We start from the raw sequence: 14,930 nt of genomic DNA, 5'->3' as shown, positions 1-14,930 counted from the left end.
AAGCGGTCTGGCTTATAGCCCAGACCAATTCGAGAAACGGCGACATTTGGATGATGCTGAATGGTCTATCACAGAGTGAAATGACGTGACGCGTGCAATGGTTTTCATGGCGCTGGTCGCGAAAAGCTTTACGATATTACCGACAAAAACCGATCCGAAAAGGATCAGGGATTGTACGCATGATCGACGCGAGCTGGTGTTCCTCGACATCGCAAAAAGCGGACGTCGCCGATGGTGCAGCATGGAAACCTGTGGCAATTGCAGCAAGGCTGCAGCATTCTGAGCAGACTTACACGAGTAAGGTTTTAGCGTAGGAACTGCTCAATCACGGCTGCTTGTTGCTTTTTTCCATCCGGGTCTGCTTCGGTTTTCAGGCGAGTAAACGCCTCACCCCAATTTGAAGTGCGAACGCGGATCGGCGGGTCAGAGGCTTCAACCACGCCCATGACAACTGATGCCACTTGTTCCGAAGTTTGATAGATATCGCTGCCATCCATTCGCGCCTGAGCGCCGCCGATATACTTCTGGAGAATAGGTAGATACTCATCCTCAAGCATCCCGCCCGTGGCCTCGACATGTTTAAGCACATTGGTCGCAAACTCGGATTGAATACCGCCCGGTTCAACCGTTGAGAAATGGACGCCGAAATTGGGCGTGACATAGCTGGCCAAAGCCTCAGTGTATCCCTCAACGGCGAACTTTGCGGCGCAGTAGATCTCGTTGAACGGCTGACCCACTAGGCCGCCTACGGATGAGATTGTGATGACGTGGCCCGAGCGTGCTGCGCGCATGTGTGGCATCACCGCTTTTGTGCAGCGCACGACTCCCATGAAATTCACATCCATGACCCAGGCGACGTCTTCTTCGCTGGCTTGTTCGGTTGTGCGGACAAATCCAGCGCCTGCATTGTTGATCAGCTTATCGATCCGCCCCTCGTTCGCGATGATCTGATCGACTGCGGCGTTTACGCTGGCGCTGTTCTGCACGTCCAGCTCAAGCACGTTGAAATTGACGCCAGCGTCAGAGGCGGCCGCATCCAAGATGCCACGCTTGGCGAGGTTTCGCATAGTAGCGTAGACAGTATGGCCCGCTTGGGCTGCTTGTACGGCGATTTGAACACCAAGGCCGGTTGACGTGCCGGTGATCAGAATGACTTTGGGCATAATGGAAGCTCCGAATATCAAATGAATTGCTTGCGGCAACGATCCGATGTGTCGGGGCGAAGGTCAACAGCGGGACTTTAAAACGCCCAAAGCCTCATCGAAGGTATTCACATTCTCTTCTGCGCGCGCGGTCAGATGCGCGCCTTCCAAAAGGGCCAGTACCGCGCGGGACTCCGAGGTAGGATCGGTGATGCCGGTGATTGATTTGTCTTCTTGGCCAAGCTTCAGGATCTCTTCGATTTGGGTAACCATCATGGCGCGGAATTTTCTGATCTTTTGGATCACGTCATCCGAAAGGCTTTCACGGCTGCTGATGAGCGACACGCAGAGACACAAGGTTTTCCCGTCATTGAGTGCATCCCGGTAGAGGTCGATCAGGGCCAGCAATTGCTCGGCCCCGGTTTTGTGCTCTACCCGGATACGGTTGCACTCTGCTTGCAGGGTCTCATGATAGCGACCCATGAGTGCCGCCGACAGCGCCGCTTTGGTCGGGAAATGATAGTGGATTGACGCCTTGCGAATACCCACCGCCTCTGCCAGATCGGCATAGCTGAACCCGTCAAACCCCCTCGCGCGCGCAGCGTGTTCGGCAACATCCAAAAGGGCAGTCTTGGTATCACTCGTCATACGTGCTCAAACCTTTTCCGTCATTATCAGGGCCAGCGCGTTTTCCGCAGACTCCAGGGCGCCTTCGATATAGCCCCCGAACTGTGGTGCAACTTCGGTCCCGCCAAAGATTAGTCGGCCATCCCACAGACGGGTCATCGCATGGGGCAGCCCGTATTGCGGATGAGCGTATAACGGCTGTTGATCCGCTTCGATAGAGGTGAACGGGTCAAAGGCCCAATCTTTGACAAAGAGTGTCTTTGGCTCCGCAGCTTCGGCGCCGAACAGCCGGGACAGTTGCTCTTTGAGCAACTGCCGCAGCTGTTCTTCGTTGCTGCGGGTGCGCGGGGGTAAGCCGATAAAGCCGAACAACGCGTAAGGTCCGCCCTCGGCAGGGGAGGCGTCGTGTATTTCCACCATCGGCCCCCTGCGGCTCATCGCGTCACCGGACAGCCCGGCCGTGCGCCAGAACGGGGTATCATAGACAGCGATGACTTTGGCCTGGCCGGCCATCCAAGTCGCGATCCCAGTCATTGCCGCTAAAGCTTCATCTGGTAAAGCAGGTGAGAACGCGATCTTGCTCGCCACGCGAGGAGGGAGGGCCAGTACGATTTCCTGAGCATGAATGACCTGCCCAGTTTGAGCGGTCGCGGTGATCCCAGACGCAGACTTCTCTAACCCGACGATAGGCGCGGATAAGATGAGCCGCTTCGGCGGTATCTCAGCGGCAAGCGCATCAGTGAGGGCGCCCAGACCACCTTTCAAGCGATAAGATCCTTGCATCGAGGCAAACCCGCGATCGCGCTCGACCTGGCCGATCTCGTTTTCAAAGCTGAGTGCGCCTGTTGAATATTGCTCGAACCACTCCAGTCCGAGCCGCTTTATTAACGCTGCAATACGCGGCTGCCCGGGCCAGAACCAGGCGGGACCCATGTCGAAGTACCCACCCTTCAGCCTTTCCGTCAAGATACGTCCGCCCGGACGACCCCGCGCTTCGACCAGCAGGTAGTCATGGTTTCGTGCCTGTAGCTGTCGCGCAAGGCAGAGGCCAGAAAGGCCTGCGCCAATGATCAGAGTTTGCGTCTGCATCGCTCAGAACCCCTCAGATGCCGGGCGCAGGTCCAGCTCATGGGTCCAGGTGGATTGCGGTTGATGGGCTAACTGCCAGTAGGCCTCGGCAATCTCGTCCGGTTTCATCATCTTCGACGGATCCAGCGAGTGCAAATCCCGCGAGCGGGGTGTATCGATGATCCCGTCCAAAACGACGTGCGAGATATGTACGCCAGCCGGTTGATATTCACGTGCCAGCGATTGTGTCAGCCCGCGCAGGGCGAACTTAGCCGACGAAAAAGCGGAAAACCGTGGGCCGCCGCGCAGCGACGCTGTGGCCCCCGAAACGATCAGCGCGCCACTACCGCCGCGCACCATCGGTTGCAGAACACATTGCCCCAGCAGGACTAAAGATTGCACCATTGATGTCCACGTTCTCTGATAGTCTTCCAATGCGGTTTCGGGGAATGGCGCGATCACCAGCTCAGCCGTATTTTGTACCACGATCTTCGGCGGGCCATGCGTAGCGATCAATTCAGAAATCACTGGTGCAACCGCACTCGGATCGGACAGATCGACCTGATGAAACGGCGCGATCGTTTCCTGCGGCTGCGTCCGTCCAAGACCAATGGCCGTCATGCCACCTGCCTGAAACCGCGCGAGAAGGGACTGGCCAAGGCCAGCCCCCGCACCGGCGACAATCGCCAGAGGTTTCTTGCTACTCATGAATTAAACCACCGGTGGCTGTGCAAAGGGCAGGTGGCCAGTCTTCATCCAGACCTTCGCCCCGTCTGGGCCAGCCATAGCCGACAGCGCTTCACCCTCAGGCAGGCGTAGCCAGTCGTTCTTTTTCAGCACGTCACCGCCTGAGGTCAGCGATCCGCCAATCATTAACAGCTCGATACCACCCGGCGCATTCGAAGTAATCTCGGTGCCTGCATCAACATGGCTGTAAGTGACAACCTCGCGGTCATCCTTGTGCAGCGTCGCAGTGGCGACCCCGTTCACGGGTGCGGCCAGTTCGTCGGCCATGGTTTTGCGGAACTGATTGCGATCATCCATGTCGAATTGCCAGAGTTTGACGAAGATCGTGCAGCCGGGTTCTGAGCCGGGCGTGTGCTCGGTCGTTGGGGGATTGCGCACATAGGTGCCTTCCGGGAAATCGCCATGCTCATCCTGAAAGACGCCGTCCAGAACGATGAACTCTTCACCGCCTGTATGGGTGTGGGCCGAAAACTTGCTGCCTGGTGCATAGCGCACAATGGTGGTGGCGCGGGCGACTTCGCCACCAATTCGGTCCAGCATGCGCCGGTCCACACCCTTCATGGGCGAGGCCTGCCACTCAAGCTGATCAGAGTGAACAACGACACGCGAAGAGAAGTCTGAGTTGAGTTCCATGGGAGGGGTCCTTTCAACTTAAATGGCAGTTCTCGCTTAGCCGGCGATAGATGGACGGGCCGCCATCTTAGCACGCCAACCTTGCAGGTTGGTCAGGGTTTCAGGAATTTCAACTTTAGCAAAATCGGCGAACGCCAATCCTGCAAAGGCGGTGATATCAGCCACCGAGAATGTGTCTCCAGCCAAGTATTCGTTTTCGGCCAATACCGCATCCAGATAGGCCATAGTGTTTCCGGCAACCTCTTTCTGTTTGTTGCCCCATTCGGCGCATTGATAGGTTTCCAGGTCCGGGCCGAGGCCAGGTGTGGCATGGTGGAAGTAGGTGCCGACCGCATTCAACAGACCGTTTTCCGCGCGCAGGTTCATCATCGAGATTCGGGCGCGCTCTTGCGCAGTCACGCCGGTCAATGATGGGCCATCGAAGGTTGCGTCGATATATTCAGTGATCGCGTTGCATTGAGCGATGTGCGATCCATCTTCCAGTTCCAAACAAGGCACCGCGGCATCGGGGTTTTTGGCTTTGAACTCAGGTGTACGATGTTCGCCGCCCATCACATCCACAGGGATGAATTCAACTTTGTCTGACGCGCCTTTTTCAGCCAGCGCAATACGAACACGGGCAGGGTTCGGGAACCCTTCGACATCATAAATCTTCATCTGAGTACCTCCGTCGGGGTTTGTGCTTCATCCAATCTACCTATCAATAGGTAGATAGTATTACAAGCCTTTTTTACGTCTTGTCAGATTGAATTGCTCTGATGGTCTTTTAAGAAGAACTTTGCTTGAGCGGGGTGGGGGTGTTGCGTAGCTTTTGCGCATGACCAGACCTGCCTCTTTCAAATACTTTAAAACCAGTCCAGAGATCATCTGCCTTTCGGTCATGCTGTACAACCGTTTCTCGCTCTCGCTTCGGAATGTCGAAGATCTGCTGCACGAGCGAGGTATCGATGTCAGCCACGAAACTGTCCGATATTGGTGGAACAGGTTTGGCCCGATGTTTGTTGCTGAGATAAGGCAGAAGCGTGTTCAGCAACTCCGAGCCTTTTCAAAATGGAAGTGGCACGTTGACGAGATTTTCGTGAATGTGAATGGCAAGCGGCATTACCTCTGGCGGGCCGTAGATCATGAGGGCGAAGTACTGGAGGCCGTTGTCGCCAAACGCCGAAACAAAGCTGCAGCGCTGAAATTCCTCAAGAAATTGATGGAGCGACACGGTAAAGCGGAAAACGTTGTCACAGATCGCTTCGCCTCATATAGAACCGCTTTCAGAGAGCTTGGTGCTGACAAAAAACAGAAAACGGGCAGGTGGCTCAACAACTGCGTCGAGAATTCGCACCTGCCTTTCCGACGACCCGAACGCGCCATGCAACGTTTCAGGCGGATGCGAAGTTTGCAGAAGCTCGCCGCCGTCAATTCCTCTGTCTACAACCACTTCAACGAGAAAGAGCGCTTGCCAGCCGAGGCACCTTCAAGCTGATACTCACCGCCGCTCTCGCCGAGTGGCGGGGTCTTTGTGACGAATGAAGGACAGCTATACTGGCCTAGCTGAGACTGGTTCGAATCCCTGTCTCCCCGCCACTCATACCTGTCTCACTTCAGTTGTGTTTTTTGACCCGGAGTTGTTCCGCAATTCCCGCGAGTTGACGCATGCGCTTTCAATCAGAGTCGGAGCAGTTCGTACACTCGGATCACGATTCAGGCCCCAGTCTCAGTGCCGCATTTTGGTGGGATCGCTTTGGGCGGGATTTCCCTGATACCCGGAAGTTTACAGGGAAATTTCGCAAAACGGGACTGAGTTCAGTAATTTCACCTGTCAGAACTGAATGTTTTACAGGGGGTTAATGTTGCAAATTCCCTAAAAGGTGGAGCAGGGAATTTTCTCGTGCGAACAGGGAATTGTTCCGCCGGATCAGGGAGGGCGAAGTCTGTATCAGGGACGCAGGATCTGGAGATGTCAGAAGCCGAACAGGCGTTCCTGTTCGGACCAATCAAGTGGGTGGGTCACGCTGACCAGACGCTTGAGTGTAAGTTCAGGCGGCTGGGTGCCGTCGAGTATCGCGGCCTGAATCTTCGGTGAGAGAAACGCGAGCTGGGCGCGGGTACGGATGAAGGCGCCGGGGACGCTTTCGCGGCGTGCAATCTCCTTCAGTCGAACTCCGGACTTCAGATCGCGGGTCCAGCCATGGGCGCGGATCAACATGGACCGGAGGCGGGGATCGGGTTGCGCCTTTGGTATCTTCGCTTGTCATATTAATAGGTTTTTTTGCGCTGTTTTCCTCCGGGGACACAGGCGCGTATCCCATTGTCTTTCAATGCTTCACGGAACCAATTGGTATCGTACGCGCGATCAGCGAAGGCAACACTTGCAGGTATCGAAGACACACATGATCCGCGGAGGATAAATTACGCCTGGACTCGGTTAGTTTCAACGCATCGCGGATTTGGCTGCTTGACCTGTTGATCCGACGAAATTTCCACGCTCAGCGATAAATTTCGCGACAGAAATACGCCCTTTGAAAGCAGGCCCACTTCACTTTCTTTCAAGCGTTTCTGGGGAAAAGGCTATATTAAACCGTGGGCTAATGATCTGCTTTGGTTTTTTTGGTTCGGGCCTCGGCTTCGCACTGTTCTCCGAGCGGCGCGCAGAAAACATCTTAGCAAGTTTGCGCTTAATCTTTCGTCTCATCCATTTACTCCTTAACGAGGCGTTCTGTCATGGCCGCGAAATACCGCCATTGGTCGAAGCCAAAAAATATTCTATTGAATCGTACTTTTCCGGCTCACCGTGATTATCTGAATTAGCCTCACTAATTTCCAACATTGCGTCGACAACCTTCCTTAGATTGCCTCCAAGTTTCTTTTGCTCTGCTGTACCTTGACGAAATAGATCTTGAAACGCGTCATATTGTTTGCGCACAGTTTCATCACGGAACAGCGACGAACACCCAAACCCATCCAAAAACTGCGGGCTGCCACCTGTCCAATGGGCAATTTTCATTGCAATCAGTTTATCTGCGATTGACCGAGCTTCTTGATTGTCAATTGCCGTAGTTGAGGCAATTTTTTCAGCATAGTAATCTCTCAGGTTTAAGGTTTCTTGTGCATGCTCCAGATAATGCAGACGGCTGGGCGGTCCAAACCTACTATGAGTGGCTAGTTTTGTGGTGAAGTAGCCAATTTCTGGCAAGGCCTTGATTTTTCCAGCCAGACAGTCGTGGAGGCCGACATTATAGTCGCCAAATATTTTCATGGCATTAAGCTGTAAGTTGTTACATCTTTCAAGGTAGTGATCGCGGCGTGTCGCAGCATAACTGGTCGCGAAGGCCCATTGGCTGTATTTAGACAGACGAGAAACTATGTCTTCGTCTTGAAGGCTGAATGCATGAAGAAATTTCGCGTTGAACTGATCTTCGTCTAACATTGACAGGCAAATGATCCCGCCGATAGCGACGACGTGGTCGTGGTTTGCGCGCAGGAATTCAACACCTTGATAGAGTGTATCAAGCACAGGAAAATCATCATCTGCTCCGACGAAGATAATGTCATCATCCAACCCGCTCACACAATCAACCATGCGGTCCCGAAAATGCAGATCGGAATCGTACTCCTTATATTCGATCTGCAAAAGACTGTCGTTGTCACGTACCGCTTCCTCATAAGCAGCAAGGTATGAATGATGACTGCCATTGGCGATCACCACACGTTGTCCCGGATTGAACTCGCCCAGATACTTAAGGAGAAAGGACAAAGACATTGGACGGTTACGTGTGGGAATAACTAGAGGGACCATGGTGCATCCTTATGCGGCTAATACCGGAGATCTAGTGGGCTACACGGCGTCGAATTATGGTCTATTAGAAATTTGACGGTGTAGATATGCGGTCCAGCGCGGCTCATAACTTGATATTTTCGCATGTGTCCAACCCCAAAACACGATCGATGTCAATCTGTGAAAATATAGGTGCTGGCAACTGAACTGGAATTATTCCATGCTAACCAGCTTCTGACTCTTGAATTTTTGGCTTGTTCGGGCGGGAGCAGCCTCACTTCGTTGCGCTCGATCAGATACGCTCAACCTCTGGGCTGACTACTCCGGTAGAATGGCGGCATGAGACAACATCTGCGAATAGATCGCAGTCCGCCGCAGACAACTTGGCAATACCCGAGTTCAATCAGGAACGCCAACTCAACTCACGACCGAACTTTGAGCTGACCCAAAGTGGCAGCTTTGATTCACATGGGTTTTCAAATTATGTAGCAAACTGAGACCAGCTCGACGCGTCTCACACCACTCTCCTTGCTAATCAAAGTTATCATGCTTAAAGGGAATTCAATTATCTGCGGCCTGTTGGTCGATTAGAACAGAGCGGAGCGATGATTTGAAAGCGGTAATTCTAGCGGGCGGGCTTGGAACTCGGATTAGTGAAGAATCTCACCTCCGCCCAAAACCCATGATTGAAATTGGTGGTTTGCCCATATTATGGCACATCATGAAAATCTATGGCGCCCATGGGATCACTGAATTTGTCATCTGCTGCGGCTACAAAGGCTATCTGATCAAAGAGTATTTCGCGAACTACTTTCTACATACATCCGATGTCACATTTGATCTAAAAGACAATAAGATGAAGGTGCACAATCGATACTCGGAGCCTTGGCAGGTTACATTGGTCGACACCGGTCAGCTAACCCAAACCGGTGGCCGCCTAAAGCGTGTGAAGGAGCATCTGACCGACACGTTTTGTCTTACATACGGCGACGGTGTGACGGACCTTGATATTACCAAGCTTTTGGCCTTTCACAAAAGAACTGGCAGCCGTGCGACCGTTACCGCCTTGCAACCAGCAGCGCGGTTCGGAGCCTTGGAGATCGAGGGTGATTTTGTGACCCGGTTTAACGAGAAACCCGATGGAGATGGCTTCTGGGTTAACGGCGGTTTTTTTGTCTGTGAGCCTGAGGTGATTGACTACATCGACGGAGACGAAACGATTTGGGAACGCGCTCCATTGGAAACTCTGGCAACTGAGCGACAGCTTTCAGTGTTCAAGCATTCGGGTTTCTGGGCTCCGATGGATACGATGCGGGATCGTGATTACCTTGAAGAGCTTTGGAAATCCGGCGATGCACCATGGAAAACTTGGTGATGAATGCGTTCTGGAAAGACAAACGCGTTCTGATTACCGGACATACCGGGTTCAAAGGTGCATGGCTTGCGCTGTGGTTGACGCAACTCGGTGCCAAAGTCACTGGCATAGCACTGGCACCTGAAAGTCCCTTTTTTTCCTCTCTGAAACTAGAAGATACCATCAGGCACATTATCGGTGACATTCGAGATTCGTCTGTCGTGACAAACGCCGTAACAGCGTCAGACCCCGAAATTGTTTTTCACATGGCAGCACAATCTTTGGTTTTACGTGGATACGAAACCCCGATTGAGACCTGGTCCACCAATGTGATGGGGACGCTCAATCTGATGGAGGCGCTGCGTGATCTGACCGGTCCACGCGCCGTGGTTATGGTAACCACAGACAAAGTGTATGCCAACGACGAACAAGCGCGGCCATTTCGCGAAACTGATTCCCTAGGTGGTCATGACCCATATAGTTCCAGCAAAGCCGCGATGGAAATTGGCGTCGATAGCTGGAGAAAATCTTTTTTTGCACAGACAGAGATCCGTATGGCTTCGGCGCGCGCTGGCAACGTTATTGGCGGTGGCGACTGGGCCGAGAACCGCATCGTGCCCGATATTGCACGTGCCCTGGCGGCCGACATTCCAGTCAAAGTGCGCAATCCGAATTCCGTTCGACCATGGCAACACGTCCTGGAGCCTCTGCGAGGGTATTTGATACTCGCGGAAAAGCTGTTTACGTCGGCAGATCCCGATCTCCAAAGTGCGTTCAATTTTGGTCCACCATCTGAGGGGGTTAGAACCGTAAAGGACGTTGTTACAACGGCACTCTCCATGTGGCCGGGCGCATGGGAAGATACTTCTCGGAAATCCAATTCTGCCCACGAAGCTCAGATTCTCCGGCTTGCCACTGACAAGACAGAGGCACTGCTGGGTCATTTCGCCTGTTGGTCTTTCGAAGACGGCATCCGCGCTACAATACAGTGGTACCAGTCTGTTGCGGAGGGCCAGTGCCCTCGTGCGGTCTCACTTAAACAGTTGCAATACTATGGTGAATCTTGAAGCTTATCCCTCAAGATATTGATGGGCTTTACGAAGTCCAGTTGGCGCGCCAGTCCGATGCCCGCGGTGCTTTTGCTCGTACATTCTGTGCTGACGTTTTTGCGCAAGCCGGTCTGCTGACCAATTGGGCACAAATGAATATGTCGCAAACCAAGGGGCAAGGTACTTTGCGCGGTCTGCATTTTCAGCGTGCGCCGATGGCTGAGGCAAAGCTTATACGTGCAACCGAAGGAAAGGTATTCGATCTGGCGCTTGACCTGCGCGAAGGCTCTCCAACCTTTGGTCAAAGCAGAGCAATCACATTATGCGCTGAGGCTGGGAACGCAATCTACATTCCTGAAGGCTGCGCTCATGGTTTCCAGACATTGACCGAGACCGCGACGCTACACTATTGCCACACTGCTCCGTACACACCGGAACTTGAGGGTGGTGTGCGTGCGACAGACCCCGATCTAGGCATTGATTGGCCCTTACCTATCACGCTTATGTCGGAAAGAGATCAAAACTTGCCTGCCCTGCTGGATGTTCGCCCCTTATGACCAATACCTGCCGACATTGTCTGTCTTCACGCACTATGGCGTTTCTTGATTTGGGATATGCACCCCCGTCAAACGATTATCTAAGTGCGGAAGCGCTTTCTCGTCCCGAACTGACCTATCCGCTGCGGCTTTTCGTATGCAAGGAGTGCCGCCTTGTACAAACGGAAGACTTCTCGTCGGGCGAGGCGCTATTCACCGAAGAATACGCTTATTTTTCTTCCACCTCGACCTCTTGGCTTGCCCATGCCAAAGCCTATTGCGACACGGTTATCGAACGATTTGCTCTAGATGCGGATTCTCATGTGATCGAGGTTGCATCCAACGACGGTTATCTGCTGCGCAATTTTCGGAAGGCAGGGATCCCCTGCCTAGGTATTGAACCCACACATTCCACCGCCTCCGCAGCGACGGCAATCGGGATCAATGTTGTAGAGGAGTTCTTCGGGGAAGGGTTGGCTAAGGGGCTGGCCAAATCTGATCTTGTCATAGGTAACAATGTCTTTGCCCATGTACCCGACATTAACTGTTTCTCGCGAGGGCTGGCGGTTTGCCTAAAACCTCAGGGCGTGGTCACACTCGAGTTTCCGCATTTGTTGAACCTGGTGACGCAAAACCAGTTCGATACCGTGTATCACGAACATTTCTCCTACATTTCTCTTCTTTCAGCCGAGCGTATTCTGGCGGCGGCAGGTTTGCGGGTGTTCGATGTTGAACAACTAACAACTCATGGCGGCAGCTTGCGTCTCTTTGCCTGTCTTGAAGGAGCCAGACATGCGCAAACCGACGCCGTGAAGGCCATGCGTGATCTCGAAGCATCTCACGGAATGAATGACGATGACTTCTACACAGGTTTCCAACTCAAAGCGGAAAAGGTCAAAGACGATTTCTTGCGGTTCGTGCTGGATGCTAAAGCGGAGGGAAAGTCGGTAGCAGGATACGGCGCAGCCGCGAAAGGCAACACGCTTATGAACTTCGCAGGCGTTGGTCCAGACGCCATTGAATTCGTATGTGATGCTGCAGAATTTAAGATCGGCAAATACCTACCGGGCAGTCATATCCCCATTCTGGCGCCAGACGAGCTACAGAACCGACGTCCAGACTACCTGGTGATATTCCCATGGAACCTGAAAACCGAGATTATGCAATCACTTGATTGGCTTGTAGATACCCGTTTTGTAACTGCTGTGCCAGAACTGCAAATCCTATGACCGACCGCATCGTCTATACCCGACCCTCTATCACTGATCTCGAGGTTAGTTATGCCACAGATGCCGCCCGCACTGGTTGGGGGCCGAAATGTTATGACTACATTCATCGCTTCGAGGCGACCTTCGCAGAGTATGTCGGAACAAAACATGCTATTTCGACTTCCAGTTGCACGGGCGCAATGGAGATGGGTCTGGCGGCGCTAGGTATCGGTCCGGGCGATGAGGTCATCCTCGCCGACACAAATTGGATCGCTACGGTCGCGCCCGTCGTGCATTTGGGTGCGACACCGGTTTTCGTCGATATCTTGCCAGACAGTTGGTGTATTGATCCTGATCAGGCCCGCGCGGCGATTACATCGAAAACCAAGGCCATCATCGCCACGCATCTATACGGTAATCTCTGTGAGATGGACACACTGTTGAGCATCGCAGATGAATGTGGAGTGGTGCTTATCGAAGACGCGGCCGAAGCGTTGGGTGCGCGATATCGCGCCATTCATACAGGCGCGATGGGAAAGTTCGGGACCTTCTCTTTTCATGGTACGAAAACGTTGACCACCGGCGAAGGCGGGATGCTGGTGACCGATGACGATGCTTTGGCGGATCGCATTCTGACGCTGTCCAATCACGGACGTGACAAGGCGCAGAAAAAACAATTCTGGGCTGATACGGTCGGCTACAAATTCAAGATGTCAAACATTCAAGCTGCAATAGGAATGGGGCAGATTGAGCGCATTGAGGAACTGACGAACCGCAAAGCGGAGATACTAGCGGCCTACAAAGAGCGGCTGTCGCATCTAGGGCTATCGATGAACCCTGAGCCTCCTCACGTTCGGAATGGCGCGTGGATGCCCACTGTTGTTTTTGACAAGGCACTTGGCGTCTCCCGTGAGAGGGCCTTGGCAGCATTCGAGGCAGCAAACATTGATGCGCGTGTATTTTTCTACCCGCTTTCCAGCCAGCCTATGTTCGTAGAAGCGCCTACCCCGCATGCCCATGATATTTGCGAGCGGGCACTGAACCTGCCCAGTTTTCACGACATGACAGACGGGGACATTGATCGAGTCTGTCGGGTAATCGAGACCTTGGCCTCTCCTTAGGCTTTCACAATCTCGTCAATACGCCCGTTGATCTGGGCGCCTTTGGCAAGTCCGCGATACATGAACTCTTCGTACCCGCGCTCTTTCATCGCGCGTATCGTGCGGTCGATGTCATAAACGACTCTGTGCAGGGCAATCTGGCCATCTGATAAGATTGCGTAAGCTGCACGTGGGTCTCCATCGCGCGGCTGTCCGACCGAGCCCGGATTGCAAAAGACGTGCGTACCGAAGTCTAGAATGCATTGCACATGGGTATGACCCGCAAAGAGCCGTGTTACGCCTTTGGGAAACGTATCGATCCCCACTTTATAGAGGTATTCATCGACATGATCCTGCGGTCCTCCGTGTACAAACAATGTTGTGCCATCCTGGATGCTGTCCATTGATCGGCTCAACCATGCCACGCTGTCCGAACTTAGCTCTGTCTGATGTTTGTCTATGATACCCGCGACGACCTTAGAGCGTTCGCAATTCTGTCCCGACGTAACGTAGCTGTCGTGATTGCCCAGTATATTGCGCACCCCTTCTGCCTTGAGCAGTTGTACGCATTCTTCCGGCTGACCATTATACCCAATAACGTCGCCAAGGCACACAAACTCTGTCACCCCTTTGGACTTCGCGTCAGCCAAAACCGCCTCAAGCGCGGCCAGATTGGCATGAATATCAGAGATCAGGCCCAGCATAACGTATCCGATCTGCGTTGTGACGCTGCGCAATCCCTTCACGCAAGACAGGTTGCGCAGGCCGTCGTCGGTTCAGGTAAAAGTCAACACACATCTCAGCTTCGTTGAACCCGAAAGCGGTTCGCAAGGAACAACTACTTGAAAACCGAGGGTTGATTTCAAGAAGATAGGCATCCTCACCTTCCAAACGGAATTGTAAGTTGGTTGGACCCAGCGGCTTGTAGTAGCGCATGATTGTATCAGTTGCTTTGGATACGGCTTCATGAGTGACGGTCTTTGCCTCGCCAGTGTTACCGGCACGTGTCAATCGGCGCTGAAAGATCAGTGGGCCAATGTAATCGCCGTCGCCAAAGCCAAATGTACCGACAGTATATTCATCGTCGTCCGTACCAACAATCCGCTGCACAAGAAATTCGCCCGAGGTTTTTCCGCTCCAATAATCAAAATCCACTTCGTCATGAAGCCGCACAATGCCAACGGAGCCTTCCCCAGTGCTGGGTTTCAAAAGAAATGGCGGTTTCCCCAGCGCCGCGCAGGCCGCTTCCCAAGTGCCACCTCCTGCAATCGACGGGATGACTGGCAACCCCAATTGCGCATAGTCGGCTGCAAAATCCGACTTGTTTTCAGTCAACGCGATAAGATGTGTCGTGTTGATGGCCAACGCTACCCCGAGGTCTTCGAAAAAACTTCGGTGGGCGTCTAGAAACGCCATGTCGATGCTGATACCTGGAATAATCAGTTCAATTCCGTGATCCTGCACCAAATCTTTCCAGAACGTCAGATACGCATCTGAGCTTTCGTCTAGCTTGGGTTTCAGCAGAGTTTCATCGCACAGCTCTGCGCCGAATAGCGACATGCGCCGGTCAAGTCCAATTAACCACGATCGCTCGTCATCCCGCAGACTGCTGGCGATGCCCTGGCCTATGAGCGCTCCTACGCCGGTGACCAGAATACGTCGGCGCTCGTTCACAACTCAGGCCCCGCACAAACAGC

The 14,930-nt window shown here is 53.2% G+C and carries 17 protein-coding genes and 2 pseudogenes; 7 read left to right on the top strand and 12 right to left on the bottom strand.

Features of this window, described 5'->3' with window-relative positions; translation table 11 throughout:
* Positions 1-97: 97 nt before the first annotated feature.
* Complete coding sequence (locus ACR0BT_RS05550) at positions 98-283, top strand: CGNR zinc finger domain-containing protein (RefSeq protein ID WP_480762668.1); 186 nt, start codon at positions 98-100, stop codon at positions 281-283.
* Positions 284-305: 22 nt separating this feature from the next.
* Here the strand turns inward: ACR0BT_RS05550 and ACR0BT_RS05545 are convergent, their stop codons facing one another.
* The 7 genes from ACR0BT_RS05545 to ACR0BT_RS05515 all read right to left on the bottom strand — a co-directional run bounded on the left by ACR0BT_RS05545 (position 306) and on the right by ACR0BT_RS05515 (position 5,175).
* Positions 306-1,163, bottom strand: a complete 858-nt coding sequence (locus tag ACR0BT_RS05545) for an SDR family oxidoreductase (protein WP_480762667.1) — start codon at positions 1,161-1,163, stop codon at positions 306-308.
* 63 nt (positions 1,164-1,226) lie between these two features.
* Positions 1,227-1,790, bottom strand: coding sequence for a TetR/AcrR family transcriptional regulator (locus ACR0BT_RS05540; protein WP_170626561.1), 564 nt, complete (start codon positions 1,788-1,790; stop codon positions 1,227-1,229).
* Positions 1,791-1,796: 6 nt separating this feature from the next.
* Complete coding sequence (locus ACR0BT_RS05535; RefSeq protein ID WP_170626562.1) at positions 1,797-2,858, bottom strand: NAD(P)/FAD-dependent oxidoreductase; 1,062 nt, start codon at positions 2,856-2,858, stop codon at positions 1,797-1,799.
* Between the two features lie 3 nt (positions 2,859-2,861).
* Positions 2,862-3,545, bottom strand: coding sequence for an SDR family NAD(P)-dependent oxidoreductase (locus tag ACR0BT_RS05530; protein ID WP_480762666.1), 684 nt, complete (start codon positions 3,543-3,545; stop codon positions 2,862-2,864).
* A 3-nt stretch (positions 3,546-3,548) separates the two neighbouring features.
* Positions 3,549-4,217 carry a cupin domain-containing protein gene (locus ACR0BT_RS05525; protein ID WP_170511673.1) on the bottom strand — a complete coding sequence of 223 codons (669 nt, stop codon included), beginning with the start codon at positions 4,215-4,217 and terminating at the stop codon, positions 3,549-3,551.
* 36 nt (positions 4,218-4,253) lie between these two features.
* Positions 4,254-4,874 (bottom strand): glutathione S-transferase family protein, encoded by a 621-nt coding sequence (locus ACR0BT_RS05520; protein ID WP_480762665.1) that lies wholly within the window; start codon positions 4,872-4,874, stop codon positions 4,254-4,256.
* A gap of 109 nt (positions 4,875-4,983) precedes the next feature.
* Positions 4,984-5,175, bottom strand: a complete 192-nt coding sequence (locus tag ACR0BT_RS05515; RefSeq protein ID WP_480561856.1) for a hypothetical protein — start codon at positions 5,173-5,175, stop codon at positions 4,984-4,986.
* Here ACR0BT_RS05515 and ACR0BT_RS05510 point away from each other — a divergent pair.
* Positions 5,083-5,741 (top strand): annotated as a pseudogene (locus ACR0BT_RS05510) (IS6 family transposase). The gene ACR0BT_RS05515 and the pseudogene ACR0BT_RS05510 overlap by 93 nt on opposite strands.
* Before the next feature lie 430 nt (positions 5,742-6,171).
* On the opposite strand, the gene ACR0BT_RS05505 reads toward ACR0BT_RS05510, so the two are convergent.
* The 3 genes and pseudogenes from ACR0BT_RS05505 to ACR0BT_RS05495 form a co-directional block, all read right to left on the bottom strand.
* Positions 6,172-6,417 (bottom strand): hypothetical protein, encoded by a 246-nt coding sequence (locus tag ACR0BT_RS05505; protein WP_480762664.1) that lies wholly within the window; start codon positions 6,415-6,417, stop codon positions 6,172-6,174.
* 53 nt (positions 6,418-6,470) lie between these two features.
* A pseudogene (locus tag ACR0BT_RS05500) lies at positions 6,471-6,566 on the bottom strand (IS5/IS1182 family transposase); the annotation flags it as partial.
* A 364-nt stretch (positions 6,567-6,930) separates the two neighbouring features.
* Entirely contained in the window at positions 6,931-8,007 is a 1,077-nt protein-coding gene (locus ACR0BT_RS05495) for a TIGR00180 family glycosyltransferase (RefSeq protein WP_480585570.1), read from the bottom strand.
* 589 nt (positions 8,008-8,596) lie between these two features.
* Between ACR0BT_RS05495 and rfbF the strand changes: the two genes are divergently transcribed.
* From rfbF to ACR0BT_RS05470, 5 genes are read left to right on the top strand one after another with little or no spacing between them, the layout of a single operon-like run.
* Positions 8,597-9,361, top strand: a complete 765-nt coding sequence (rfbF, locus tag ACR0BT_RS05490; protein WP_170627351.1) for a glucose-1-phosphate cytidylyltransferase — start codon at positions 8,597-8,599, stop codon at positions 9,359-9,361.
* Complete coding sequence (gene rfbG / locus ACR0BT_RS05485) at positions 9,346-10,407, top strand: CDP-glucose 4,6-dehydratase (protein ID WP_480762663.1); 1,062 nt, start codon at positions 9,346-9,348, stop codon at positions 10,405-10,407. Before rfbF ends, rfbG begins: the two co-directional genes overlap by 16 nt.
* The gene (locus ACR0BT_RS05480; RefSeq protein WP_170627349.1) at positions 10,404-10,946 is read left to right on the top strand and encodes a dTDP-4-dehydrorhamnose 3,5-epimerase family protein; all 543 of its coding nucleotides are present in this window, start codon (positions 10,404-10,406) and stop codon (positions 10,944-10,946) included. The genes rfbG and ACR0BT_RS05480 overlap by 4 nt, the downstream gene beginning before the upstream one ends.
* Positions 10,943-12,154 carry a class I SAM-dependent methyltransferase gene (locus ACR0BT_RS05475; protein WP_170399820.1) on the top strand — a complete coding sequence of 404 codons (1,212 nt, stop codon included), beginning with the start codon at positions 10,943-10,945 and terminating at the stop codon, positions 12,152-12,154. The genes ACR0BT_RS05480 and ACR0BT_RS05475 overlap by 4 nt, the downstream gene beginning before the upstream one ends.
* Positions 12,151-13,254, top strand: coding sequence for a DegT/DnrJ/EryC1/StrS family aminotransferase (locus ACR0BT_RS05470; RefSeq protein ID WP_480737902.1), 1,104 nt, complete (start codon positions 12,151-12,153; stop codon positions 13,252-13,254). Before ACR0BT_RS05475 ends, ACR0BT_RS05470 begins: the two co-directional genes overlap by 4 nt.
* Here the strand turns inward: ACR0BT_RS05470 and ACR0BT_RS05465 are convergent.
* Entirely contained in the window at positions 13,251-13,937 is a 687-nt protein-coding gene (locus ACR0BT_RS05465; RefSeq protein WP_170399826.1) for a metallophosphoesterase family protein, read from the bottom strand. The genes ACR0BT_RS05470 and ACR0BT_RS05465 overlap by 4 nt on opposite strands.
* On the bottom strand, positions 13,918-14,907 hold the full coding sequence (locus ACR0BT_RS05460; RefSeq protein WP_480762662.1) for an ATP-grasp domain-containing protein: 990 nt from the start codon (positions 14,905-14,907) through the stop codon (positions 13,918-13,920). The genes ACR0BT_RS05465 and ACR0BT_RS05460 overlap by 20 nt, the downstream gene beginning before the upstream one ends.
* Between the last annotated feature and the right edge of the window lie 23 nt (positions 14,908-14,930).

The sequence above is a fragment of the Ruegeria sp. CJ6 genome (genome assembly GCF_056536665.1).
This window is presented reverse-complemented; position numbering and strand designations above follow the sequence as displayed.

Coding starts and splice junctions, on each gene's coding strand:
- ACR0BT_RS05550 (WP_480762668.1), top strand. CDS start 98: ATGGTTTTCATGGCGCTGGTCGCGAAAAGCTTTACGATATTACCGACA.
- ACR0BT_RS05545 (WP_480762667.1), bottom strand. CDS start 1,163: ATGCCCAAAGTCATTCTGATCACCGGCACGTCAACCGGCCTTGGTGTT.
- ACR0BT_RS05540 (WP_170626561.1), bottom strand. CDS start 1,790: ATGACGAGTGATACCAAGACTGCCCTTTTGGATGTTGCCGAACACGCT.
- ACR0BT_RS05535 (WP_170626562.1), bottom strand. CDS start 2,858: ATGCAGACGCAAACTCTGATCATTGGCGCAGGCCTTTCTGGCCTCTGC.
- ACR0BT_RS05530 (WP_480762666.1), bottom strand. CDS start 3,545: ATGAGTAGCAAGAAACCTCTGGCGATTGTCGCCGGTGCGGGGGCTGGC.
- ACR0BT_RS05525 (WP_170511673.1), bottom strand. CDS start 4,217: ATGGAACTCAACTCAGACTTCTCTTCGCGTGTCGTTGTTCACTCTGAT.
- ACR0BT_RS05520 (WP_480762665.1), bottom strand. CDS start 4,874: ATGAAGATTTATGATGTCGAAGGGTTCCCGAACCCTGCCCGTGTTCGT.
- ACR0BT_RS05505 (WP_480762664.1), bottom strand. CDS start 6,417: ATGTTGATCCGCGCCCATGGCTGGACCCGCGATCTGAAGTCCGGAGTT.
- ACR0BT_RS05495 (WP_480585570.1), bottom strand. CDS start 8,007: ATGGTCCCTCTAGTTATTCCCACACGTAACCGTCCAATGTCTTTGTCC.
- rfbG (WP_480762663.1), top strand. CDS start 9,346: ATGGAAAACTTGGTGATGAATGCGTTCTGGAAAGACAAACGCGTTCTG.
- ACR0BT_RS05475 (WP_170399820.1), top strand. CDS start 10,943: ATGACCAATACCTGCCGACATTGTCTGTCTTCACGCACTATGGCGTTT.
- ACR0BT_RS05470 (WP_480737902.1), top strand. CDS start 12,151: ATGACCGACCGCATCGTCTATACCCGACCCTCTATCACTGATCTCGAG.
- ACR0BT_RS05465 (WP_170399826.1), bottom strand. CDS start 13,937: ATGCTGGGCCTGATCTCTGATATTCATGCCAATCTGGCCGCGCTTGAG.